This window comes from Streptomyces sp. NPDC012935 (assembly GCF_042900345.1).
In the GTDB taxonomy this organism is placed as follows: Bacteria; Actinomycetota; Actinomycetes; order Streptomycetales; family Streptomycetaceae; genus Streptomyces.
In genome coordinates this window covers 26,951-50,774 of the sequence record NZ_JBIBBC010000012.1, presented here as the reverse complement: position 1 = coordinate 50,774, position 23,824 = coordinate 26,951, and the positions used below count along the sequence as shown (strand labels likewise).

Here is a 23,824-nt window from a genome sequence, read left to right as displayed (position 1 = left end):
CCCGGACACCAGTGGCTCCACCGCGCTACGCCACCGGCGGGCACCGGCGGGCACCGGCGGGCACCGGCGGGCACCGGGCTATGCGTTCCCGGTGCCCGGCTCGGGGACGGTGCGGATCAGGGAGCGCAGCCAGCCGCAAAGCTCCTCAGTGCTCGCAGAGGGAGAACTCTCGTTCGTAGAGCTGCTCGTTGTGTTCGTCCACGAAGAACTTGCGTTCCTGCATGAGTTGTTCGCGGTAGCTCTTGGCCTGTTCAAGCGTCATCGTCGAGGTGCCGGACCATGGCTGTTGCGGTGGCACATCGGAAGTCGAGACGATCTTTTCCGACGGGTCGACCAGGAAGAACGCGAGAATCTTGCGGCGTCCCGGGCGGGTGGGGTCCGTGAGGCGGAATGAGCCGACGCGGTGTTGCAGGATGTTCGGGAACGCCAGGCAGCGGCCCGCGGGGGTCGACGCCGACCCGAGAATCTGGTTCAGTGCGTCTTCGTCCTCCAGGCCGTACACCTCACGCAGACCGTTGTCGTCGCTCTGCTCATAACTCGGGTCGTCGAGTGCCGCCCTGAAACTCAGCCGGCTTTCGGTGATGTTCTCGCTGTCCCAGTAGTAGATGCTGGTCGAGACGATCCGCTCGTTCATCATCCCCTCGACATGCCAGGAACCGCCGGTGTACTCGGGCTTGTCCGGGGTGAGATGAATGGTGGCGAGCTTGACGATGACCTGGAGGCGGCGGTCGCGCAGGTCGACTCGGGCGGAGTCATCGGGCAACTCGGGCGGGGTGAAGTCCGGGGCGTCCGGGATGACCGGGCGACGGTTTTCCCACCAATCGTCCTGGGCCTCTGCCCAGGCACGGACGGCTTGTTCGTAGGCTCCATCATCACTGTAGGCTGCTTTGTCCGGATGCTCCGGCTCCGAGTCGTACCACCCGAAGGGGTCGACCTCGATCCGCAGGGGCCGCGGATGGCGCAGATCGGTGAGGACGTTCTCCAGCACCGGGCGCATGCGCCCGAACAAGTCCGGCAGGACGGCGGCCAGTTCGCGATGAGTATCGGGGTGGACGTTGTTGACGTACGAACGGAAGGCGACATCGCCGTCGATGCTGACGTCGACGTCAGTGGGCAGCCACTGGAATTTCTCCGAGAACTCGTACCTCGAATAGCGGTCGGTCGGGTTCTGCCAGGCCCGCTCGGGCGCGCCGCTCGCCTCGCGCACCAGGCAGAACAGTGAGGGATGAACGAGGTCAAGTACTTGACCATCGGATCCGGGATGCCAGTCCTTCTCCGCTTCGGGGACCTGTTCCAGAACCCGAACCGCCTCGCGCAGCCGGGATCTGAGCTCGTTGTCGATCAGTGCGTCCGACTGCCACACCCCGTCGACCGCGGAGACCTCGATGCCGGTTCGTCCGTCCCGCAGGGCGGCGTAATGCGCGAGTTCGGCAAGCACGTAACGAACCTGCGCCTCGGTGAGGCCCTGGGCGACCATTTCTCGCGTCCATCTGGCGACGATGTCTGCGTCGTTCATCTTGTCGAACCACCCCGGCTTCGCCCGAATGTGGGCGCTGCACTGCATCATCTGAAGTTCCCGCAGCGTTCGGGGTGTAGCGAACGATATGGAACGGGAAGCGTGAAAGGGCAGTGGGAAAGCAGACAGGCCAGTCAATTCTCTTGGTCCTCCCAGTCGGTGTGCGGCAGCCGGAAGGATACGACAGAGGACTGACACCGCAGTCGTGGCTCCTGTCGTCGTTGGTGCGGGAGCCACGGCTTCGGCGTAGTCGCGTGATGCCCGGTTCGTGCCCGACCGAAGGCGGAGCAGCCCGAGGTCTTGCACATCAAGGCGACCGCGGCGCGGGCGGTGGCCTACCAGCCGGCCGACAGCCCACCGCCAAGGTGTGAACTGCTGCAGAGACACAGGGCGTTCGGACGTAGGTTGTGCCGTGAAGCATCCACGCCGCGGTTCAAGAACGGACACGACTTATGACCGACCCTGCGACCACTCCAGAACCGGCGCACCGTCCGGAGATCGACACTTCGGTTCCGCACTCCGCCCGTATCTGGAACTACTGGCTCGGCGGCAAGGACAACTACCGCGTCGACGAGGAAGCGGGCGACGCGTACACCGCGGTCTTCCCCGGCATCGTCACCATCGCCCGTTCCAGTCGCGCCTTCCTGCGCCGTAACATCACGTATCTCGTATCCGAGGCGGGCATCCGGCAATTCCTGGACATAGGTACCGGCCTTCCGACCGCCCAGAACACCCACGAGGTCGCCCAACAGCTGGCCCCCGAGACCCGGATCGTCTACGTCGACAATGATCCGATGGTGCTCGCCCACGCTCGCGCCCTGCTCTACTCCACCCAGGAGGGCGCGACCGCCTACATCGACGCCAACGTGACGGACCCGGACCGCATCCTGGCAGCCGCCGCCGCGACACTGGACTTCGGCCGTCCCACCGCGCTCATCCTCAGCAACATCCTGGGCCACGTCGCCGACTACGATCAGGCCCGCGCCATCGTCACCCGGCTGATGGGTGCCCTGCCCTCGGGCAGCTACCTCTCCATCAACGACGGGTCGCGCGGCATCGACCCGGTATTCGAGCAGGCCCAGGACGCCTACAACGACAGCGGCGCCGTCCCTTACAACCTGCGTACGGTCGATGAGATCACCACGTTCTTCGACGGCTTGGACCTGATCGCACCTGGTGTCGTCTCCGTTACGCAGTGGCGGCCGGAGCCCGGCTTGCCCACCGCGGAGGTCGTCGCGGAACACGGCGGACTCGCCCGGAAGGCGTAAGAGCGCAGCTCGTCATCGAGCGGCCGGGCGACCGGCGAAGCCCGAGGCAACTGAATCCGGCTTTGGAGACCTTGACGGCTGCGGAGCACCCCTGGGCGGCGCTTTAGAAGCACGGGATCAGAGCGCGACGAACACAGAAACCTGCGAGCTCTTCCGGCGGCTCCCCGGAAGGCTGCCGGAAGAGCTGAGACCTCTCGGTGCCGTGCGGCTCAGGGTCAGCAACCGCCGCAGTTGTAGTAGAGGACGTCCCAGTGGCTGCCCTCGTCGGCGTAGATGTTGCCCGAGCCGGAGCGCCACTGGAGAGCCCCGTCGCCGCGCGGGCCGATGTAAGTGAAGTTGTTCTTGATGTAGTTCCCGAGACAGGTGTACTTGGCGTAGTCGAGCTTGTAGCCGTTCCAGTGCGAGTACGTGCCGGAGGCGTGTCCGGTCTCGGTGCCGCCCGTGATGTTCAGGGCACAGCCGCTGGCACGCTTGAGCGTCTGTGCGCCTTGGGCGGTGGCGAGGTTGAGCTGCTCGAAGGACGTACAGGTGGGGTTGTTGCGGTTGGAGCAGTTCCCGGACGACGACCAGGTGATGCCGACCTGCTGGAACATCGAGGTCGCCGTGGCGTGACTGATCTTGGTGACGGCGAACGCATCGCCGGCCGTGCCGATGACGACGGCGCTGGGGGCGATGACGAGAGCGAGAGCGGTCAGGACCGAGCGGAGCTTCAAGGCCTGGGTGACCTTCATACGGGGACCTTCCTGCGGTGGGCCACGGTTGCTGTGGGGCGGCTGTGCAGGTGGTGCAGGACGAATGGTGCCCGCGGTCTACGCGCGTTGGCCAGAGGACAAAGCGGAACACCTGGCCTCGTGCAGGTACGAGGGTGCAGCGCCACCCCCACCGCCCTCCTTTGCTCGGCGAGCGTCGCCCTCCGCGCTTACTCGCGGCGCCGCCAATCACGGCCGCCGTCACGAGACATCCACAGCCCTTCGCCCTGCACCAGGCTGTACGTCGCTGTCATCGCGTCCGCGATGCCGTAGAGGGTCTTGCCGTGGACGGTGAGCGACGTGAACGGAGTCGGCGTCTTCAGTTGGTGGAAGGCCCTGTTGGTGTGGTCGTCGGCGATCCAGTAGCGGCCGCCTTCCTCGCCGACGAGCAGTCGCCCGTCGGCGAGGACTTCCAGGACCAGCGACTCCGGGCCACGCTTCAGGTCCCTCCAGGCAACGCCGCCGCCGAGGACCGTCCGCCAGTGCTCACCGCTGTCCGTCGTCACCAGCAGACCGCTGACGCTCTCGCCCCGGGTGAGGGACACCGCCGCGGTGCCACCGCGCGCGACGAGCACGCCACCCGCGTACGGTTCCGGGACCGCCGTGGAGCCCAGGGTGCGGCCGTCGCGCTGCCACAGGACGTGGTCGGGCTCCTCGGTCAGGGACTGGTCCAGGCTCCAGACCGTGCCCCGCTCGTCGACGGCGAAGCGGACGGCGTCTTCCGGCACTCCGGCCGGGGGCGCCACGGTGCGTGTGGCGGTGCGGTAGATGAGGGTCGGCTCGAGTTCGGCGAGCAGGACGTCGCCGGGGCGGGTGCGCAGCGGGGTCCCGGTGATGACGACCTTCTGCCGCTTGCCACGTACGTCGAGGGCGTAGGCTCCTTCGGCTCCTTCACCCGGCGGCACCCGCACAAAGCCGCCGGTCACTCCCCTGTATGCGGCCGGTGTCGCCTCCGCGTCGGTGTGTTCCGCGTGCTGGGCGACCGTGGCGCCGTCCGGGCCGATGATGCGCCACGCGGCCGCGGCCGGCCCTTCGTCGTCCTCGACATTGCCGACGTCGTACGTCAGAAGCAGCGAGCCGTCGCCCGCGCGGACCACGCCGGTGGGTGCGCCGGCCAACTCGATGACATCGGCGGGGCGAGGGTGAGGCTCTTCGATGACGCGCCTGTATTTCGCCTCACGGTCCGCCGAGGACGCGCCGTCGTCTCCTCCCGGTCCGCAGGCGGTAAGCGCCAGCGCCGCACTGACCGCGGCCACGAGCCCGACCGTCTGCCTTCCGGGTTCCGTCAGGGGCGACATTTGCACATCCTCACATGGCCGCGGCAGCGACCTCAGCGCGAACCATACGACGCGTCGACGCCTGGTCCGCGCAGAGAGACGACGACATGGCGTCGTAGGTGCGGGGTCGCGGCGCACTGCTGCCGGGCGGGCCGGCTACCCGGTTTGCGGGCCGCGGTGTTTGTCGGATCAGGGGCGTACATCGACGTAGTCACCGGTGGCCTTGACCGGGCCGGTCGTGTTCGTGCCGGCGAAGCTCCAACGCCAGTAGCCGTCCTTGACCGCCTTGGCCGTGGTGCGCAATGTGCCGGTGCCGCTGGTCTTTACCGCGCCCACCGTGGTGTAGGTATTGCTGCCCTTCGGGCGGAATTGCAGGTGCACGGTCCGGCCCGCGTATCCCGCATACCGATACGTGTCCCAGTTGGCCCGCACGAGCTTGCCGGTGACGGTGAACCGGGCGCCCTTGGTCACCGGCTCCGGTGACGCGTTGACCGTGAGCTGCGCGGCGCGCTTGAGGCTGAACGACCCGACGCGCGGGGCGAAGACGGATTCGCCGTCGTTGGCGTCGGCCAAGGCGTCGACCGACCATGTTCCCGCGTTGGAGTTGGCCAGGTCCACCGGATCGTCGCTGCCTGGAGCAGGGTGGGCGTTGACGGTGAACACCGTCGTGCAGGCCGTCGCGCTCTCGCAGAACGCGTCGGTGGTGTAGAAGCCGCCGTGCGGTCCTTTCAGATCCACCTCGACGAAGGACAGGCCGGAGTCGTCCGATCCACCGATCGTGACCGGGAACCCCACGTCGTGCGTGAGACCGACGATGACGTCCCGTCCGGAGTTGACGGTGGCACCGCTGACCACCGGTTCGCCGGCCGCGGCATCGGCCGGAGCGGCGAGGCCAGCCAGTACGACCACGGCAGCCCCCAGCACGACAACGCGGCTTGTGCCGCTACCGACGGGCCTACCCTGCGGGGCACGTGCGCCGGCAGTGGGCGCAATGATGTCGCGCCCGCCGCTCGGTCTGTCGCCAAGCGGTTCGGCGTAGCGGCTCATGAACCCTCCCAGGGGTGACAGGCCCTGCTGCCAACCACCGGAAGGGGAACGGTAGTCGGCAGAGGGATCCGGAGACGGGAAGTCCGTCGCTCCCTACGACTGCCGAAAGGGCCGGATCGTTGCCCCTGGAGATAGAGCGAACAGTGCCCGGCCTGGAGGGAAGGTACGGTCACCCGGGTCTGCCCCGGACGCCGTTCGGGTCCGGTGAATGGTCGGCATTCCCTACTCGAAGAACTTCAGACTCCAGCCGGTGTCCGTGTTCGAACCCGGAACGTTGGCCCGGCTGTAGGTGGTGTTGCCCCACCAGCAGAACGTGCCGGTGTACCAGTACCGGTTCTCCCACGCGTACGGCGTCCCCTTCGGCACCGCGTGGAACATCAGGGGGAACCTGGGTCCGGCGGGCGGGCTCGTGCCGATGTCGCCGTCGAGCAGGACGAAGCTGTGGTGGCCGGGGCCGTCGACGTGGAGGGTCGGGTCCCAACCGGGCATCATCGTCGCGCGGTTGGAGCCGAACAGGCAGCCGTTCGACTTGTACCAGTCCCATACGTACGTCGGGTCGCCCCCGGCGCGCAGTCGCAGGTCGGCCAGGCAGTACTGCTCGCTCCAGCTTCCGTTGGCGGAGTACACGATGTGCAGTTGCCCGTTCGGGTCCTTGATGGCCTCGGGGGCCTCGTTGATGAACGGGTTGCCCACCACCCGCTCCCAGCTCTCCCGGGGTTGGGAGATGATGTGGCGCGCGCCGGTCGGCGCGGTGGGACTGCTCATGCGGGCGATGTAGAGGTTCTGCTCGACGTTGGTGTCGCCGGCCCAACCTGACCACACGAACCAGCGCTGCCCGTTGAAGGTGAACAGGGTTCCGTCGATGGCCCACTTGTCGTCCGGCAGGGCCAGTTCGGTCTCGGCCGTGTATCCACTGTCCGGACTGGCGGAGTTGATGACGTACATGCGGTGGGCAGGTCCGCGGCCCGCCGAGAAGTAGATGTAGTAGCGCCCGCCGTCCCGCACGATCTCGGGAGCCCAGACCTCACCGAGGTTGCGGGTGTCGGACCAGACCTGGCGGGCGGGAGCCGTAGCCAGAGCGTCCGTTGACGGAGCTTGCCGTACGACGATGCCGCCACCGGCAGACTGCACCGACACGTAGGTGCCGCCGACCCGCAGCACGCTCGGGTCCGCGGCCCGCAGACTCGTCTGCCCCGCCTGGGCCGGATCGGCGGACGTCAGGGACAGCACGGCAGCGAGGACGCCGGACAGCAGCACCGCGGCGGCGCAGGTGATGCGGCGAGAAAGTTGCATGGTCACCGCGACGTCCCGCTTTCCATCGATGGAACAGCTCTCCTGCAGCATCGTTACGAGTCGCGAGCATGTCAATGCCGCGGAGAGCCGAGAGCCTCAAGTCGCCTGCCGCACAAGCCTGGTGACCGTGACGGACACAGTGGTGCGCGAGGTCTGGACAGCAGTCGAGGGCCGTGTTGTCATTTCGGCTGTCGCAGGATTTCCAACGTTGAAAGAGCCGCCCGACCGCGTCCGGTGCCGGTCTTCCGCCATTCCTGCGGGCCTGGTCTTTCCAGATGACCGGCCCCGGTCCGCGGCCTCTGTGCGAGGAAAGGTTCGATGACAAGACAACACATCCGCCCACGGACCAGACTGTGGGCGCTGCTGGCTACGGCCGCTCTCGTCGTGCCCCCGAGCGGTCTTGCCGCCACCGCGTCGGCCGCGGAGCCGACCGGCAGCGCCTCAGCGCTCTCCGCCGAAGCAACCGACGTCCAGGTGCACGGCCTGAAGGGCGAATACTTCAGCATGTCGGCCCCGGGCGCCCGGGACTTCGCCGAACTCGGCGGCACGCTGCTCGACCCGCAGATCAACTTCTCCGGTCTGACCAGCACCTTCCAGGAGCTGACCGGCAAGACCGAGCACACGACCGCCCGCTGGACGGGCCAGATCGAGGCACCGGCCACCGGCGACTACACCTTCTACGCCATCGGCGACAACGGCTTCCGCCTCTACATCGACGGCGAGCCGGTCATCGACCACTGGGAGCCGGACTGGGACAAGGAGCAGACCAGCGCCGCGATCCGGCTCAACGCCGGCGAGAAGCACGACTTCCGCCTGGAGATGTTCCAGGACCTCGGTGGCTCCAACATGTTCCTGCGCTGGGCCGGGCCGGGCCTGTCCAAACAGTTCGTGCCGATGTCGGCGTTCACTCCGCCCGAGGGCTTCGAGGTCTACCCGGTCGAGATGTCCGTAGCGGCGGACGGACGCCGCCTGCGGGCCAGGTTCGAAGACAGGGTCGATGACCTGCGGGCGGTGAAGGACCACTTGAAGGTCGAGGCCGACACCACGGCCATGCCTCTGAAGTCGGTCGCCGCGGCTCCCGGGGATCGCAACTCCCTGCTCGTGACGCTCGCCGAACCCATCCAGAGGAACCAGCAGGTGCGGGTCACCTACGACGGCGAGGGCGGACTGACCTCCGGCGGCGAGACCGTCCCGAAGGTCATCCGCTACGCCGACAACGCCTCCACCCACCGGCTCACCACCAAGTGGGGCGACAAGGTCGACGCGAAGAACCCGCTGCCTGAGTACCCGCGTCCGCAGCAGGTGCGCTCCAAGTGGAAGAACCTCAACGGCTCCTGGCAGTTCAGCGGCGCCGAGGCGGGCGAGCAGCCGGTGTTCGGCAAGGACCTCGTCGAGAAGATCGTCGTGCCGTACCCGGTGGAGTCGCAGCTCTCCGGTCTTGAGCGGCACGAGGACCACATGTTCTACCGCAAGCTGGTGACCGTCCCCAAGGACTGGAAGGTCGACACGGAGGGCAGGGACGGCAAGGACGGCAAAAACGGCATGGGCAACCGGCTGAAGCTCAACTTCGGCGCCGTGGACTACCAGGCCCGCGTCTTCGTCAACGGTACGAAGGTCGCCGAACACACCGGCGGCTACGACGCCTTCAGCGCCGACATCACCGACGCGCTCAAGGGCACGGGGCCGCAGGAGGTCGTGGTCGCGGTCACCGACACCGGGGGCGCCGACCAGCCGATGGGCAAGCAGTCCACCCACCCGGGCGGCATCTTCTACACCCAGTCGTCGGGCATCTGGCAGACCGTCTGGATGGAGCCGGTCGCGGGCGCCGCGGTCGATAACGTTGTCTCCACGCCCGACATCGACACGAGCAGCCTCGCGGTGACGGTGGAGTCCGACAAGGCGTCCGCCTCGGCCCGGGTCGAGGCGGTCGCCCGCGACAAGCGCGGCAAGGTCGTCGGCAGGGTGAGCGGGCCGGCCAACAAGCAACTGCGGCTGCCGGTGGCGAACCAGCGCCTGTGGAGCCCGGACGACCCCTACCTCTACGACCTCGACGTCAAGCTCACCGACGGCAGGTCGACCGACAAGGTCGGCAGCTACTTCGGTATGCGCGAGACAGGCGTCGAGAAGGTCGGCGGCTTCCAGAAGCTGGTGCTCAACGGCAAACCGGTCTTCTCCCTCGCCACCCTCGATCAGGGCTTCTGGCCCGACGGCCTGTACACCGCGCCGAGCGACGAGGCCCTCGCCTTCGACTTGAAGGCGCACAAGGAACTCGGCTTCAACGCCGTGCGCAAGCACATCAAGGTGGAGCCCGCGCGCTGGTTCTACCACGCCGACCGGCTCGGTCTGCTGGTCTGGCAGGACTTCGTCTCCGGCAACATCACGAACGAGACCGGACGGCGCGCCTTCGTCGACCAGGGCCGGGAGATGATGCGGGAGCACCACAACGCGCCCTCCGTGATCGGCTGGATCGTCTTCAACGAGGGCTGGGGCGAATGGGACCGCACGGAGACCGGCAAGATCGCCGATTCCGTGAAGGCGGCCGACCCGTCCCGCGTCGTCAACGCCCACAGCGGTGTCAACTGCTGCAATTCCAAGGGGGATTCAGGCAAGGGCGACATCATCGACCACCACGACTACAACAACGAGGACCCGCCGTTCCCCGACGGCAGGCGGGCGGCGATGGACGGTGAGCACGGCGGCTTCACCCTGCGCACCCCGGGACACATGTGGCCGGGCGCGCCGACGGTGATCTACAGCGGTGTCGCCGACAAGGAGGCCCTGACCCGCAAGTACGTCGAGAACACCGAGAAGTTCTATCTCGACCAGGCCGGTGCCGAGCTGTCCGGGTCGGTCTACACCCAGATCTCCGACCTGGAGAACGAGCTCAACGGCCTGTACACGTACGACCGTCGGGAGATCAAGGTCGACCCGGTCAGGGTCCGTGAGCTCAATCGCAGGGTCATCGCCGCCGGCGCAGCCGCGGGCGATCGGCAGTCACTGAAGGGCGGCGGGTCCTGGGCCCTCGACGAGGGCACCGGGAGCACGGCGAAGGACACCGGTCCGAACGCCAAGGCCCTGACCCTCAGCGAGGGCACTGCCTGGACGCCGGGTGTCAGTGGCAGCGCACTGAAGTTCGACGGTCAGGGGCAGTACGCCGAGACCGACGGGCCGGTGCTCGACACCACCGGAAGCTACTCGGTGTCCGCGTGGGTCCGGCTGGACGAGCTCCCCGGCAACTACGCGACCGCGGTCAGCCAGGACACCCGGCGCCAGGCCAGCCCGTTCTACCTCCAGTACGGGCAGGGCGCGTTCGCCTTCAGCACGCCGGGCGAGAACCGCGCCCGCCTGGCGACCACCCCGGAGAAGGGCCGCTGGTACCACCTGGTCGGTGTCCGCGACAGCTCCGACAACACGATCGAGCTGTACGTCGACGGAAAGCCGGCGGCGAGTGCCACCGGCGGAGCGGCCTACCCGAGCACCGGTGCCCTGGCTGTGGGCCGGGCTCAGTGGGGCGGCAGCGACACCGACTTCTGGAACGGCGCGGTCGACGAGGTCCACGCCTATGACAAGGCGCTGACCGCCGAGGAGGTGAGCGCGCTCCACACGGACGAGAAGCCGTAGCAGAAGCGGCTGCGAACGGGCCCCGGCGGGACGTGCTCCCCGCCGGGGCCCGGTCGGTTCGCCTATCCCCCGGTCACGGCGCCCATGGGGCCTCCACGGCCCATGTGGTGTCCTCCGTGAAGAGGGCGGGGTTGTCCCATGCGTGGGTGCCGCCGGGGGTGGCGAGCCACAACTCGGCGTTGTAGTGGCGCAGGTACTGCTCCGGGAAGTTGTACGCGGACAGCCGCACTCCCCCGTTCGCGCCCCGGACGGGGCAGAACGTGGCGTCGGCCCGGTACAGGTCGCCGCTGCCGGTTTCCTTGTACACGCGGTACTCGCGGTGGCGCAGGTACTCGCCGGGGTAGTTGCGCGACTCGAAGCTGTAGCAGGAGCTGTTGGCCAGACCGGCGACGATCTTCCAGGTGGCGTCGTTCTTCAGCAGGGCGTCGCTGCCGCTGCCCACGACCTCGGTGAAGGCCGCTCCGTCCTTGTGGCGCACGTACCGGTCGGTGTAGCCCGGTGTCGTCACGCGCAGGGACTTGTACTGGCCGGTGGGCAGCGTGATGGGGGCCGTCGAGCCGCGGGAGGCATCGATGAGGGCGCGGTTGACCGCGCGCACCCGGGCCTCGTCGACCTTGACGACCTGACGGTCGTAGGTGAGCAGGCCGTTGACCTCGTTCTCGACGTCCGTGATCTCGGTGTAGACCGAGGCGGACAGGCCGCGGGGCATGCGTACCTCTCGGATGGCGTCGATGAGGCCCACGAAACGGTTGTTGAGGTGGGCGAGGTCGGGCTGGTCCTCGTAGCTGAAGCCGCCGCCGGGGTACCACTCGTGTCCGGCGACCTTGAAGCCCAGTCCGCCGAACTCCCCGAGCACGGCAGCGCGGGTGGCGCTGGGCACGGTGGTGCCGGGTCCTACGTAGACATGGTGGTCGACGACGTCGCCGTTGCCGCCGTCGACGGCGCCGCAGCAGTTGACGCCGCTCATGTTGTCGACGAGGCGGGCGGGGTCGTAGGCCTTGACCTCGTCGGCGATGCGGGCCTGGTCGTACTGGCCCCAGCCTTCGTTCTGGTTGACCCACATGACGAGGGACGGTGAGCTGCGGTGCTGGTCGATGATGCGGTCGTACTCGGCCTCCCACTGGGTGCGGGCGGCGGTGTCGGGGGTGTGCTCCATGGACGGCATGTCCTGCCAGACCAGCAGTCCGAGCCGGTCGGCCCAGTAGAACCAGCGCTGCGGCTCGACCTTGATGTGCTTGCGGACCATGTTGAAGCCGAGGTCCTTGTGCTTCTGGAGGTCATGGCGCAGGGCGGCATCGGTGGGTGCGGTGTAGATGCCGTCGGGCCAGTAGCCCTGGTCCAGCGTGCCCGTCTGGAAGACGAACTTGCCGTTCAGGACGGGGCGCAGGAGGCCGTCGACCCGGGCGATGCCGATGGAGCGCATGCCGGTGTAGCTGCCGATCGAGTCGACGGTCGTGCCGCCGGAGAGCAGGTCGGCCTTCACGTCGTAGAGGAAGGGGTCCTCCGGGGTCCACAGGTGCGGGTTCGGGACGGGCACGGTGAACTCGGTGCCGACCGGGCCGGTGGCGGTGCCGACCGTGGTGCCGCCGGTGGAGACGGTGACGCGGGCCTGGTGGCCGCTCGTCCCGGCGCCTCGGACGGTGACCTTGAGACGGTTGTTCGCGAGGTCCGGCACCATGTCGAGACGGGTGATGTGCGCGGGGGCCGTGGGTTCGAGCCACACTGTCTGCCAGATGCCGGACGCGGCGGTGTAGAAGATGCCGCCGCCGGGGTGCGGGGCGACATCACGGATCCGCTGCTTGCCGACCGCTTGGCCGCCGGTCTCGGTGGGGTCCCAGACGGAGACGACGATCGTGTTGGTGCCGCCGCCCAGGAGGTCGGTGACGTCGTAGGAGAAGGCGTCGTAGCCGCCGCTGTGGGTGGCGCCGGCTTGACGGCCGTTGACCCATACGGTCGTACGCCAGTCGCTGGCGCCGAAGTTGAGCTGGACGCGGCGGCCGTTCCAGTTCGCCGGGACGGTGACCGTGCGCTTGTACCAGAGCCTGTCGTTCTGGGTGATCTTGCGCTGGATGCCGGAGAGCGCTGACTCGGCGGCGAAGGGGACGCGGATCTGCTCGGTGAAGGTGGCCGGCTGTCCGGCGTCCGCCGAGGTGACGGCGAAGTCCCAGATGCCGTTGAGGTTGGCCCAGTCGGGGCGGGTCAGCTGGGGACGGGGGTATTCCGGGAGCGGGTTGTCGGTGGGAACCTGGTTCGTCCACGGGGTGGTCATGGGGGACGGCTTGGGTGTCCACGCCCGCGGTGCGGCGGCCGCGGAACCGGTGGCCGTCAGTGCGGTGCCGCCGACCAGGGCGAGCGCGGCGAGCGCGGTGGTCGCCCACCGCGCTCGTCGTCTCAGCGAGTCGAACGGCCTTCGGCCTACGGGTACTCGACGCATCGTGCCTCCTTGAATCGTGGGGTGGGGAGACGTGCGCGCGCAGGCGGCGGCCGGAGGGAGTCCGGTCGCCTGGAACGGGACCGGCGGCCGGGCCGTCGGAGGAACTCGGCCGCCGGGTCCGGGGCTTGTCACATGAGTTGCCGTCTGCGGCCCAGCCAGGTCTGGGCGATGACGACGACGGCGAGGAAGGCGCCGCTGACGACCTGCTGGTAGGAGGAGTCGAGGGAGCCGATCTGGTTGATGACGTTCTGGATGACCTTCAGCAGCAGCACACCGACCAGGGAGCCGCTGACGTAGCCGAGACCACCGGTCAGCAGGGTCCCGCCGATCACCACGGCGGAGATGGCCTCCAGCTCCATGCCGTTGCCGAGGATGGTCACGCCGGAGGCGAGCCAGGCGGCGTTGAGCGCGCCGGCCAAGCCGGCGAGGAGGCCCGACAGGGTGTAGACGAGGATCTTTGTGCGGGCCACGGGGGCGCCCATCAGGGCCGCCGCGTCCTCGTTGCCGCCGACCGCGTACACGTGCTGTCCGAAGCGGGTGCGGCGCAGCACGACGGCGCCCGCGACGAACAGGGCCAGTGTGATCCACACCGGGTTGCCGAGGCCCAGGGTGGTGCCCTGGCCCAGTTCGGCGAGGAAGGAGCCCTTGCCTATCAGGAAGGTGTCCGCGCCCTCGTCGGTCAGGGCGAGCAGCAGGCCGCGCGCGCCCAGCATGGCGGCGAGCGTGACGATGAACGGGGCCAGTCGGGAACGGGCGACCAGCAGGCCGTTGACGACGCCGATCAGTCCGCACACCGCCAGCGGCAGCAGCAGGGCCACCAGCGTGCCGTGGCGTGACCCCCAGGCCGCCAGGACGCCTCCGAGGGCGAACAGCGAGCCGACCGACAGGTCGATGCCGCCGGTGATGATCACGAAGGTCATACCGAGGGCGACGATCGCCAGGAAGGCCGAACTGGTCGCCATGTTGGTGACGTTGTCGCCGGTGGCGAAGGCGTCGAAGGAGAACGATGCCACCAGGGAGACGATCACCAGGACGGCCAGGGCGCCGTGCTGCTGGATCAGGGCGCTCAGTCTCTCGGAGCGGGCGGCGCCGACCGGTTCGGTCTCCCCCGTCGCATCGTTGCTCGCGGTGGTCACCGGCGCGTCCGTCTTCGTGACGGTCATCGCTTCCCCCGTCCCCGTGCCGCGTAGACCGCGGCGACGATCACTATGGCCTGGGCGATCTGGGTCCAGGAGGGCGGCAGATCGTGCTTGATGAGGGTGGCGGTGAGCAGTTGGATGAGGACGGCTCCCGCGACGGTGCCGGCGATGTTGACCCGGCCGCCGGTCAGCGGGGTGCCACCGACGACGACCGCCGTGATCGCCGAGAGCTCCATCAGGTTGCCGAGCGAGGTCGGGTCGCTGGCCTGGAGGCGGGCGGTGGCCAGCACACCCGCGACGGCGGCGAGCAGTGCGCACACGACGTACACAATGATCAGCACACGTCGTACGGGCAGGCCGGCGAGCTGCGCCGCGGGGCGGCTGTCGCCGATGGCGAGGAGCTGGCGGCCGAAGGTGGTGCGGCGTACCACGAAGGCCACCAGCAGAGCCAGGACCGCGGCGATCAGGATCAGGTAGGGGATGCCGAGGATGTCGCCGGAACCCAGCGAGGCCAGGGAGGGGTTGCGCAGGTCCTCCAGCTGGGGCAGCAGCACCAGGGCGAGGCCACGGCCGCCGACCATGAGCGCCAGGGTCGCAACGATCGGCTGCACTCCGACGAGCGCGACCAGCGCGCCGTTGGCCAGTCCGACTCCGGCGGCGAACAGCGCGACCACGAGCAGCGCGGGCAGCAGTCCGTATCCGAGGTAGAGCGCGGTGGCGGAGGCCGCCAGCGCCATGACGGCACCCACCGACAGGTCGACGCCCTCTGTGCCGATGACCAGGGCCATGCCGAGGGCGACGATGATGACGGGGGCGACCTGGACGGCCTGGGTGCGGAAGTTCTCGGCGGACAGGAAGTGCGGGGTGATGACGGTGTTGACGACGAGCAGCGCCGCCACGCCCGCGTAGACCCCGTACGTCTGCAGCCACTGGAGCAGGCGGGCCTTGTCCAGCGGGGCGGTGCGGAGGGTGGCCTCAGCCATCGGTCGCCACCTCCTTCTCCGCGGTGCCGGTCGTGGCGGAGTCCCCGGCGATGGTGCGCATCAGCTCGTCCTCGGTGACGTCGTCGCCGGTCAGTTCGCCGACGACGGCGCCGTCCTTCAGTACGACCACGCGGTCGGATCCTTCGATCAGTTCCTCCAGGTCGGAGGAGATGAGCAGGACGCCCAGGCCGTCCGCGGCCAGTTCGTCCACGAGTTTCTGCACCTCGGCCTTGGCGCCGACGTCGATTCCGCGGGTGGGCTCGTCGAGCAGCAGCACCTTGGGGTTCATGGCGAGCCAGCGGGCGAGCAGCACCTTCTGCTGGTTGCCGCCGGACAGTTCGCCGACCTTCTGGTGCGGTGAGGAGGCCTTGATCCGCAGCCGCTTGATGAAGGTGTCGACGACGCTGTCGACGCGGGCCTCGGAGACGAGGCCGAAGCGGGAGAGGCGGGGCAGGACGGCGAGGGCGATGTTCTCCCGGACCGACAGACCGGGAACGATGCCCTCACTCTTGCGGTCCTCCGGAAGGAGACTGACACCTGCCCGGATGGCGGCCGGTGCGGAACCGCTGCGCAGGGGGACGCCCGCCACGGTGACACGTCCCGAACGGACGGGCAGAGCACCGGAGATGGCCTTCGCGGTCTCGGTGCGTCCGGAGCCGAGGAGTCCGCCCAGTCCGACGACCTCGCCGGGCCGGATGCTCAGGGACACCCCGTGCAGTTTGTGCGGCACCGTCATTTCCCTGGCGTCCAGCACCGGTTGAGTGCCGGTCGCCTCGTGGTCGCCGGTGAACTTGGTGAGGCCTTCCTCGCGGACCTCGCGCAGGTCCCGGCCGAGCATCGTGGACACCAGGGCGAGCCGGTCGAGGTCGGCCAGGCGGCCGTGGTGGACACGCCGGCCGTCGCGGAGCACGGTGACCGTGCTGCACACGGCGTAGAGCTCGTCCAGCCGATGGCTGACGTAGACGACGGCGATGCCCGCGTCACGCAGCCGCCGGATGACCGTGAACAGGGTCTCGACCTCGCGCGGTTCGAGGGAGGAGGTCGGCTCGTCCATGATGACGATGCGGGCGTCGGTGGCCACGGCACGGGCCAGGGCCACCATCTGCTGGGCGCCGACCCCGAGGGTGCGCAGCGGCCGGCGGACGTCCACGCGGACGCCGTAGCCGCGCAGGGTCTCCTCGGCCTCCCGGTTCATGCGGGCCACGTCGAGCACACCGAAGCGGCTGCGTGGTTCCCGTCCCAGGAAGAGGTTGCGGGCCACGCTGAGCAGCGGGATGAGGTTGACCTCTTGGTAGATGGTCGAGATGCCCGCCTTCTGTGCCTCCAGTGGCGTGGCGAAGGAGACCTTGCGGCCCTGGAAGGTGATGTCGCCGGCATCGGGGCGGTGGACACCGGTGAGGAGTTTGATGAGGGTCGACTTGCCGGCGCCGTTCTCGCCGATCAGGGCGTGGACCTCGCCGCCGTGCAGGGTGAGGTCCACGTCGTCCAGGGCCCGGACGCCGGGGAAGGTCTTGCTCAGTGCGCGGACGGCGAGGACTTCGGCGGGGGGTGCCACCTGCGCCTCCAGGAGGGGAAGGGTGCGGAACGTGGTGAAGGAAAGGCGGAGGGGGCACGGTTGCCCGTGCCCCCTGTGGGTCAGTACGCCTTGGCGATGTCCGTCTTCGCGTTGTCCGCGGTGTAGGCGCTGTCCTGGATGATGATCTCCTGCGGGACCTCCTCGCCCTTGGTGAAGGTGTCCAGGGTCTGGAACGCCAGCGGTCCGAACCGGGGGTTGGACTCGATGACGCCGCTGATCCAGCCGTCCACGATGCCCTGGACGGCGTTGCGGGTGCCGTCGACCGTCACGATCTTGACGTCGCCCGCGTTCTTGCCGGCGCCCTTGAGCGCGGCCACCGCGCCCAGCCCCATCTCGTCGTTCTCCGCGTAGATGCCCTTGATGCCGGGCTTCGACTGGATGAGCTGCTCGGTGACCTGTTGGCCCTTCTCGCGGGCGAATTCACCGGTCTGCTCGAACACGACCTTCAACTCCGGTGCCTTCTCGGCGAGCCGCTCCTTGAAGCCCTTGGTGCGCTCGGTGGTGACGTTGTTGCCGGCCGAGCCGAGGAGGATGGCGACCTCGCCCTTGCCGCCGGTCGCCTCGATCATCCGGTCGGCGGCCCGCCTGCCCTGCTCGACGAAGTCGGAGGCTATGAAGGAGACATAGTCCTTGCAGGCGGTGGCATTGATCTTGCGGTCGATCGTGATGATCGGGACCTTCTTGGCTGCGGCGGCCTGCAGCACCGGGTCCCAGCCGTCGGAGTTGAGCGGGGCGATCACCAGCAGGTCGGCGCCCTTGGCGAGGAGATCCTGGACGTCGCTGATCTGCTTGGAGAACTGCGACTGGGCGTTGGCCGTCAGCAACTTGACGCCGCGCTTCTCGGCCTCGTCCTTGATGGACTGGGTCTCGGCGATGCGGAACGGGTTGGCCTCCTTCTCCGACTGGGAGAAGCCCACGGTGGCGTTCTTCAGATCCAGCTTCTTGCCGCCGTAGGCGTCGATGGCGCAGGTCTTGCTGCCCGGCTTCGGCGTGACCACCTTCTGTTCGGCGCCTGCGGCAGCCGGGGACTGGGTGTCCTTCGACGCGTCGTCCTCCGACTTCGCGCAAGCTCCGGCGGTCAATGCCACCGCGGCGGCCAGGGCCACGATCCCGGGGCGGGCGACGAGACGAGGACGGTGAGTGGTGCGCTGCATGGTGACCCCGATCCGGGCGACGCTGAAAGGGAGTTGGGGAGCTGACGCACGAGCAGAAGCGGTGCGTCTCCCCCGGAGGGCAACGTTGTCGGACTCGCTGCAAGGAGGTTTTACATCGTTGGAAGAAAGCTGTAAACCCCCTGTGCGCACACCTGTGTGCATCGTGAGGAGGCGAGGGGTGGGACGGGAAGCGCTTGCCCGAATGCATGCGCAAGATGCGTCCGCGGGCAGGACCTCGACGGTGGTGCCGGCCCGGTCGGCGGCGAGGGGCCGGGCGCCGACGAACTACCGTTTACCCTCAGGGCCTCAGGGCCTCAGGGCCTCAGTGGACCAGGCCTTCTGATTCCGCCGTCAGGGAGTTCTGCCGGTGCACGGAAGGGCACGGCGGATGACCTCGCCGTGCCGGTCGCCGGCTGACGGGGTTCGTGGCGTAGTCGCTTCCGGGCCCGTCAGCCTTGGAGCCCATCCTTCGCAGCGGCGCGCCCGAGGGTGCTCTCCCGCTCGACCAGCCGGTAGTCCGCCCAGACACGCCGGGGTTCGGGAGCCGCACCGCCCAGCCGGGCCAGCACCGACTCCACGGCGAGCCGGCCAATGGCCTCCTTGTCGGGCGACACGGAGGTGAGCGTCACCGCACCGAAATGCCCCTCGACCACGTCGTCGAAGCCGACGACCGCGATGTCCTCGGGAACGCGCAGTCCCCGCTCGTGCAGGACGCGCATCGCGCCGATGGCCATCGGGTCGTTGTACGCGAAGATCGCGTCGGGGCGCCGTCCGGCATCGAGGATGCGGGTCATGGCCGACGCGCCGTCTGCGTGCCCCCAGCCGTCGGTGGCGGCCACGAGCCCGTCGTCGGCCGGAAGTCCGGTGGCGGTGAGTTCCTCGCGCCAGCCACGTACCCGCAGTTGCGCGGGCTCGCTGCGGCCGCGCCGGTCGCCGATGAACGCCACTTCCCGGCGTCCGAGGCCGACCAGGTGCCGGACGGCGGCGCGGGCCGCGGCGACGTTGTCGATGGCGATGTGGTCGTACGGCAGGTCGTAGTCACGCTCTCCGAGCAGTACCAGCGGTACGTTCTCCGCTCGGTCGCGCAGGTCTTCGGTCTCCAGCTCGATGGGGCTGAGGATGAGGCCGTCGATGACGCGTGCGCGGAAGCCCTGACTGACCAGGAGCTCCTGTTCACGGCGTCCGCCGGTGTGGTCCAGCAGAACGATGTAGTCGTGGGCGGCGGCGGCGTCGATGACGGCGGCGGCGAGTTCGGCGAAGTAGGGGTTGCCGAGTTCGGGCAGAGCGAGCGCGATCATGCCCGTGCGCCCTTTGCGCAGGTGCCGGGCGGCCAGATTGGGCCGGTAGCCGAGCGCGTCGATGGACCGCTGGACGCGTTCACGCATGGCGGGGGTGACGTGCTGGTAATTGTTCACCACGTTGGAGACGGTCTTGATGGAGACCCCCGCGTGGGCGGCGACGTCCTTGAGGCTGACCCGCACGGCATTCCCTTTCAAAGCGGCCCGACTCGGGTGGTCGGTGCGGGTACGGTGTCGTCACCGTGAGCCTGGCGCCGAGTCCCAGTGCTTGAGATTTACAACGTTATACATCTGCCTTCAGCGCACTGACAAGGCGTTGGGCGGGCGCCCTGCCCCACCACCACAGCTGGGTGTCCGGCAGGTCGGAAGTGCTGGAAGCGCTTGCCCCTGCGGAGAGTGTCACTCACGGCAGGGTCGGCGGTCCACGGGGACGACTCGGCGGTTGCGCCGTCGTCGGGTGGGCAGCTGCGTCGGGTGGCGCTCGGAGCGGCCGGACAACGGCCGGTTGGGCGCGCCGGCGGCCTGCGGGTCGGAGCTCTCCTTCCCGTCGAGCGGATGTTCGGCGACGCTTCGGGCACGGGCGGAACGGATGGTCTGGCCTACCTCAGATCCTTGATCGCCCTTCCTCCACGTGACCAGATGTCTCATAGCCGTGCGGAGGCGCATTGAGGGCTGCGCGGCCTCCCAAGCCCTTTCCCTGACCCTGCTGCCCGATGCCGGCTCCAGTGCCGGTGGCGCAGGATGGTGGCGGCCATGGCGAGCGGTTCGGCCCACGCGTAGCGTTCCCCGATGCGCTCATGGCGTCCGGTGGCAAGGACAGGTCCATAGGGGCCATGTCTAGGGGCCCTGTCAGAGTCTTCTCATGTCCAACGGCGTCGCCTATCCCATCTTCCGTACGTCCGACCCTGTACTCGCGTTGAGCGTTGCCCGCCAGATGGTGGCGTTCGGTGTCCAGCCCCCACTCCGAGGTGTCGGTGGAAGCCGAAGTGTCCACCCTGGCCGAGGTGAAGGACCTGCTCGATGTCCTTCCCGAAGCTTGGTTCGTGAGCCATTCCGCACCATTCGACCTGGCCCCGGAGCTGGCCCGCTCAATTCCCGAAGGCGACCTTCCCCGTGATCTGGCCCCGGTGGCGGAGTTCCCGCCCTTCTCCGTCTCAATGCTGGACCGGAGAGTGGGAAGCGTCGAGGACCGCTTCACATCGGGAGCCGCCCACCACCCGGCCGAGGTCCACTGGACCTCTCTGATCTGGCCGGAAGCTCCCGAGCACGACCTGCACGGCGAGAGCAAGCACGCCGAGGTGACGCTCTTGCTCAACTGCGAGTACATTGAGCTGGATGCCCCTGCCGACACGCACCTGGTCCTCGTCCACGTCCGGCGCCGCAACCGCGATGGCTACGAGGACCGCTTCGCTCAGTGGCTCGCCAAGCAGATCGGACAGGAAGTGATCGGGCCACCGCAGTTCACATGAACCAGTGCCGGGCTTGGCGTTCGGTGCAGGCGTGGCTACGGGTGGCGCTCCGCGGTGGCGTTACACCGCCACCCGCCTCCTACTGGCTCCTAGTGGCTCCTAGCGGCGGCTCAACGGCGCATCTCGTGTGGCCCTGTTGGGCTTCCTGGACGATGCTCACGAGCATCTCAACCGGGGCGCAACGGCTACGGCCATTGGCCGCTTCAGGCCGCGACGGAGCCGAACTGGACGCGCCTGCCGACCGGTCGGTGGCGACACGTCAGCGCCTGGCCGGCTGCCCACCCGCCGCAGGGGACACCTGATAGCCTGCGCTCTTCGCCGGTTGCCCGGACGGAGTCCCCAGGCAGGTCTCCATGCCCCACTCCCAGCAACTCATGACAGCGCTCAGTGCCCTGGATCGCGCCTCAGCCTCCGAGGAGCCCTTTCACGTCACGGGGTGCTTGTACTGCTACGGCGAGCAGGACCTAGCCGCACTCTCCGGGCCACTGCACCTCCTACCGGACGACCTCGTGTCTTCGGTCGCCGCAGAGGTGCCCAGCCACTGGGATGACTTCCCGCGCCTGTACCGCCGTCTTGCCGCGCGCATCATTCGCCCCGTCGTCACCGGTCAGTTCCACGTCGACGAGGAGCTCATCGCGTCCCGTCTGGTCGAGGCGGGCTGGACCACCTGGGACACGCCTTTGACGGAGGCTGTTCGCGACGTCTGGTACGCCTGGTGGCAGGCCACACTGCACACTCACCCCAGCCCCGTGAGCATCAGGAAAACCCTCAGCCTCGTCACTGTCGCCACCGGCAGCCTGCGCCCCTGGCTGGACATATGGACCGCCACCCCCACGTCGACCGCCGACGCGCACCTGGCAGACCTCCTCGACGACGTGATGGTCGAATTCGAGATCACAGACCTGCACATGGGTTTCTACGGCGAGTACCACGCCTCGGATGAATTGCTGGGCTGGCTCCTCACCGATGTACGCCAGCGCGTCAACGACGCACGGCTTGAGGACCCCTACCTCCTTGAGCAACTCGGGAGAGCCACTCAGCACCCCGGCTGACCTCCGCACTTCCTCACGGGACGCCCATGCCGCGCTGCCGCGTTTCGAAGATGGGGGCGCGGAGGATCCGGGATCCGGCACGCTGACGACATCGCAAGTCGCCGGCGTGCGCGGGAGCCCGGATCACCGCCTATGCGCTGGCGTGGCGACGCCACGCCGTCCTCCGCGGAGCGGCATGGTGCGGGGACTCCGCCGAGCGGACAGCCTGTTGACGCCACAACCACAGGGACGTCATGGACGACAGAGCCGCAAAGATGACCAGTAGCACCAGCGATACCCACATCTGTCGGCTTCCAGGGTCATCCCACCCAGCCAGTGCAGCCGAAGCCGCCCACAAGGCGGCACCTCCGGCGTAGAAGGTGCGGATCCGGCGCAGCTGCCGCAGGGCTCGTACGGATTCAGCGTGATCAGTTTCCGGTGCCATGTCGACGTGGGTACCCCGAAATCCGCCTGCAATCATCCTCGGCAAGACGGGTGCTGAGCTGGGGCTGAATTCAAGCCTGGTTCGCGGAGCGTGACTTGGTCATGGAGACTGCAGTCGGCGTTCGCTGCAGCTCTTCTCACCAGAGCATTTCGTGGAGCATCTCGTCGGCCCCCTTCACAGGGTGGCGTCTTCCCACTCCCCCGGCTGGTCGTAGATCCGCTGCAGCAGTTCGGCGAAGGCCTCTCCCTCCAAGAGGATGCCGTTGTACTCCAGCGGGATCCGCTTGTCGTTGATCACCGCGGTGGGTGTACCGGGGCCTTCGGGTTCCTCCGCTCCCCCGGCCTTCTCGTAGGCCTTCTCCGAGGCGGTGACGAAGGCGCGGTACTTCATGGATCTCACGGCCGTGTCGAACTTCGCGCTGCGCAGGCCTTCCACTTTGTCGGCCAGTTGAAGCAGGAAGGCGTCGGTGTAGCCGTCGACACTCTCCTCGGGCTGGTTGGCGTAGAGCACCTCGTGGTACTCGACGAACTTGCCCTCCTCCAATGCGGCGCGCAGCGCATTGACGGCCTTCTTCGAACCGGTGCCGCCGACCCGGTCGTCCAGGAAAGAGGCGAGGGTGTACTCGGCTCTGGCCGAGCGCTCGAGCATCGCCTCGCGCAGTTGCGGACCGCCGCCGGTGCTCTCGAACTCCTCGCAGTACGGACAGCGGGGATCCTCGTACAGCTGCACCTTCACCGGCGCGTCGGGATCGCCGACCGTGATGGTGACGCCGTCCGCACTGAGCCTCTCCGGCAGCTGCTCGACGCTCGCGTAGTCAGGCCCGTACTGCGAAGATCGCTGCCCGCACCCCGCCACCACCAGCACCGCGGCTGCGCACACAACAGCCCATCGTCCCCCACGCACCATGCGCCATCCCCTCCCCTGAGAACAGCGCGACCCTAGATCATTCGTACGACAACCGCATCGACAAAAGCCCGATCACCCACCGGGAGCCGTAACTCTCCCAGCAGATGGCAGCCTGCACGCCCACGCTCGAATCCCGCCGACAAGGCCCGGTCGAGCGGCGGCGATGAGGCGGTGCGGACGGTGACGAGGACGCGTCAGCCGTGCTGCAGGCGCCGATGCCGGCTGTGATCTACGCGGACCCAGACGGCGACACCAAACTTGCCGTTGATCAGCCCAGCTTGCTGTTCGACAGCTACGGCAACCAGCAGGTCGCCGAGGTCGGCCGCGAGCTCGCCACCCTCCTCACCCGGCTGATCAAGCTCCTCGGCGGCGAGGCACCTGCTCAACTGTGAGCCTTCGCGATCTTGACGCGTGCTGCCACGTTGCCGAGCCCACCGGGCGATGGTGGGATGGAACTGCTCTCGCGTCCGACAGCGGGAGGAGGTAACCGCCAGGCGAGGCCTGCCTACCCGAACCCCCACCGCCCGACCGGACGGCCGTAGCCGTGCGGTCCGGCGCAGTCGGCCCTCAACCCCTCCCAGCGTGCGGTTGACCCGCAGTCGTCCACTGACTCCAAGG

17 protein-coding genes are annotated in these 23,824 nt (G+C 68.4%); 5 read left to right on the top strand and 12 right to left on the bottom strand.

Features of this window, described 5'->3' with window-relative positions; translation table 11 throughout:
* Positions 1–145: 145 nt before the first annotated feature.
* Positions 146–1,654: a DUF4246 domain-containing protein gene (locus ACFY5C_RS26505; RefSeq protein WP_389448148.1), complete on the bottom strand. Its 1,509-nt coding sequence runs from the start codon at positions 1,652–1,654 to the stop codon at positions 146–148.
* A gap of 314 nt (positions 1,655–1,968) precedes the next feature.
* Between ACFY5C_RS26505 and ACFY5C_RS26500 the strand changes: the two genes are divergently transcribed.
* Positions 1,969–2,784 carry an SAM-dependent methyltransferase gene (locus tag ACFY5C_RS26500; RefSeq protein ID WP_389448146.1) on the top strand — a complete coding sequence of 272 codons (816 nt, stop codon included), beginning with the start codon at positions 1,969–1,971 and terminating at the stop codon, positions 2,782–2,784.
* 215 nt (positions 2,785–2,999) lie between these two features.
* Here the strand turns inward: ACFY5C_RS26500 and ACFY5C_RS26495 are convergent, their stop codons facing one another.
* The 4 genes from ACFY5C_RS26495 to ACFY5C_RS26480 form a co-directional block, all read right to left on the bottom strand.
* Positions 3,000–3,515, bottom strand: a complete 516-nt coding sequence (locus ACFY5C_RS26495; protein ID WP_389448145.1) for a hypothetical protein — start codon at positions 3,513–3,515, stop codon at positions 3,000–3,002.
* 188 nt (positions 3,516–3,703) lie between these two features.
* Entirely contained in the window at positions 3,704–4,831 is a 1,128-nt protein-coding gene (locus ACFY5C_RS26490) for a hypothetical protein (protein ID WP_389448143.1), read from the bottom strand.
* Positions 4,832–4,999: 168 nt separating this feature from the next.
* Positions 5,000–5,719, bottom strand: coding sequence for a calcium-binding protein (locus ACFY5C_RS26485; RefSeq protein WP_389448141.1), 720 nt, complete (start codon positions 5,717–5,719; stop codon positions 5,000–5,002).
* 360 nt (positions 5,720–6,079) lie between these two features.
* The gene (locus ACFY5C_RS26480) at positions 6,080–7,150 is read right to left on the bottom strand and encodes a glycoside hydrolase family 43 protein (protein WP_389448139.1); all 1,071 of its coding nucleotides are present in this window, start codon (positions 7,148–7,150) and stop codon (positions 6,080–6,082) included.
* 318 nt (positions 7,151–7,468) lie between these two features.
* Between ACFY5C_RS26480 and ACFY5C_RS26475 the strand changes: the two genes are divergently transcribed.
* On the top strand, positions 7,469–10,771 hold the full coding sequence (locus ACFY5C_RS26475) for a LamG-like jellyroll fold domain-containing protein (protein WP_389448137.1): 3,303 nt from the start codon (positions 7,469–7,471) through the stop codon (positions 10,769–10,771).
* Positions 10,772–10,844: 73 nt separating this feature from the next.
* On the opposite strand, the gene ACFY5C_RS26470 is transcribed toward ACFY5C_RS26475, so the two are convergent.
* From ACFY5C_RS26470 to ACFY5C_RS26445, 6 genes are all read right to left on the bottom strand, one after another.
* Positions 10,845–13,205 carry an AbfB domain-containing protein gene (locus tag ACFY5C_RS26470; RefSeq protein WP_389448135.1) on the bottom strand — a complete coding sequence of 787 codons (2,361 nt, stop codon included), beginning with the start codon at positions 13,203–13,205 and terminating at the stop codon, positions 10,845–10,847.
* Positions 13,206–13,333: 128 nt separating this feature from the next.
* Complete coding sequence (locus ACFY5C_RS26465) at positions 13,334–14,368, bottom strand: ABC transporter permease (protein ID WP_389448133.1); 1,035 nt, start codon at positions 14,366–14,368, stop codon at positions 13,334–13,336.
* Positions 14,365–15,327: an ABC transporter permease gene (locus ACFY5C_RS26460; protein WP_389448131.1), complete on the bottom strand. Its 963-nt coding sequence runs from the start codon at positions 15,325–15,327 to the stop codon at positions 14,365–14,367. Before ACFY5C_RS26460 ends, ACFY5C_RS26465 begins: the two co-directional genes overlap by 4 nt.
* Positions 15,320–16,882, bottom strand: coding sequence for a sugar ABC transporter ATP-binding protein (locus tag ACFY5C_RS26455; RefSeq protein WP_389448129.1), 1,563 nt, complete (start codon positions 16,880–16,882; stop codon positions 15,320–15,322). Before ACFY5C_RS26455 ends, ACFY5C_RS26460 begins: the two co-directional genes overlap by 8 nt.
* Positions 16,883–16,962: 80 nt before the next feature.
* Positions 16,963–18,057 carry an ABC transporter substrate-binding protein gene (locus tag ACFY5C_RS26450; RefSeq protein WP_389448127.1) on the bottom strand — a complete coding sequence of 365 codons (1,095 nt, stop codon included), beginning with the start codon at positions 18,055–18,057 and terminating at the stop codon, positions 16,963–16,965.
* Between the two features lie 449 nt (positions 18,058–18,506).
* Positions 18,507–19,538 carry a LacI family DNA-binding transcriptional regulator gene (locus tag ACFY5C_RS26445; RefSeq protein WP_389448125.1) on the bottom strand — a complete coding sequence of 344 codons (1,032 nt, stop codon included), beginning with the start codon at positions 19,536–19,538 and terminating at the stop codon, positions 18,507–18,509.
* Between the two features lie 803 nt (positions 19,539–20,341).
* Between ACFY5C_RS26445 and ACFY5C_RS26440 the strand changes: the two genes are divergently transcribed.
* Both ACFY5C_RS26440 and ACFY5C_RS26435 read left to right on the top strand, forming a co-directional pair.
* Entirely contained in the window at positions 20,342–20,824 is a 483-nt protein-coding gene (locus ACFY5C_RS26440; RefSeq protein WP_389448123.1) for a hypothetical protein, read from the top strand.
* A gap of 509 nt (positions 20,825–21,333) precedes the next feature.
* Positions 21,334–21,876 (top strand): hypothetical protein, encoded by a 543-nt coding sequence (locus ACFY5C_RS26435; protein ID WP_389448121.1) that lies wholly within the window; start codon positions 21,334–21,336, stop codon positions 21,874–21,876.
* 598 nt (positions 21,877–22,474) lie between these two features.
* On the opposite strand, the gene ACFY5C_RS26430 is transcribed toward ACFY5C_RS26435, so the two are convergent.
* Positions 22,475–23,206 carry a DsbA family protein gene (locus tag ACFY5C_RS26430; protein WP_389448119.1) on the bottom strand — a complete coding sequence of 244 codons (732 nt, stop codon included), beginning with the start codon at positions 23,204–23,206 and terminating at the stop codon, positions 22,475–22,477.
* A gap of 200 nt (positions 23,207–23,406) precedes the next feature.
* On the opposite strand from ACFY5C_RS26430, the gene ACFY5C_RS26425 reads away from it, so the two are divergent.
* The gene (locus ACFY5C_RS26425; protein ID WP_389448117.1) at positions 23,407–23,598 is read left to right on the top strand and encodes a hypothetical protein; all 192 of its coding nucleotides are present in this window, start codon (positions 23,407–23,409) and stop codon (positions 23,596–23,598) included.
* Positions 23,599–23,824 lie beyond the last annotated feature (226 nt).

Excerpts from the sequence above, each read along its gene's own strand:
- ACFY5C_RS26500 (WP_389448146.1), top strand. The coding sequence starts at position 1,969 with ATGACCGACCCTGCGACCACTCCAGAACCGGCGCACCGTCCGGAGATC.
- ACFY5C_RS26490 (WP_389448143.1), bottom strand. The coding sequence starts at position 4,831 with ATGTCGCCCCTGACGGAACCCGGAAGGCAGACGGTCGGGCTCGTGGCC.
- ACFY5C_RS26470 (WP_389448135.1), bottom strand. The coding sequence starts at position 13,205 with ATGCGTCGAGTACCCGTAGGCCGAAGGCCGTTCGACTCGCTGAGACGA.
- ACFY5C_RS26450 (WP_389448127.1), bottom strand. The coding sequence starts at position 18,057 with ATGCAGCGCACCACTCACCGTCCTCGTCTCGTCGCCCGCCCCGGGATC.
- ACFY5C_RS26475 (WP_389448137.1), top strand. The coding sequence starts at position 7,469 with ATGACAAGACAACACATCCGCCCACGGACCAGACTGTGGGCGCTGCTG.
- ACFY5C_RS26460 (WP_389448131.1), bottom strand. The coding sequence starts at position 15,327 with ATGGCTGAGGCCACCCTCCGCACCGCCCCGCTGGACAAGGCCCGCCTG.
- ACFY5C_RS26430 (WP_389448119.1), bottom strand. The coding sequence starts at position 23,206 with ATGGTGCGTGGGGGACGATGGGCTGTTGTGTGCGCAGCCGCGGTGCTG.
- ACFY5C_RS26465 (WP_389448133.1), bottom strand. The coding sequence starts at position 14,368 with ATGACCGTCACGAAGACGGACGCGCCGGTGACCACCGCGAGCAACGAT.
- ACFY5C_RS26480 (WP_389448139.1), bottom strand. The coding sequence starts at position 7,150 with ATGCAACTTTCTCGCCGCATCACCTGCGCCGCCGCGGTGCTGCTGTCC.
- ACFY5C_RS26495 (WP_389448145.1), bottom strand. The coding sequence starts at position 3,515 with ATGAAGGTCACCCAGGCCTTGAAGCTCCGCTCGGTCCTGACCGCTCTC.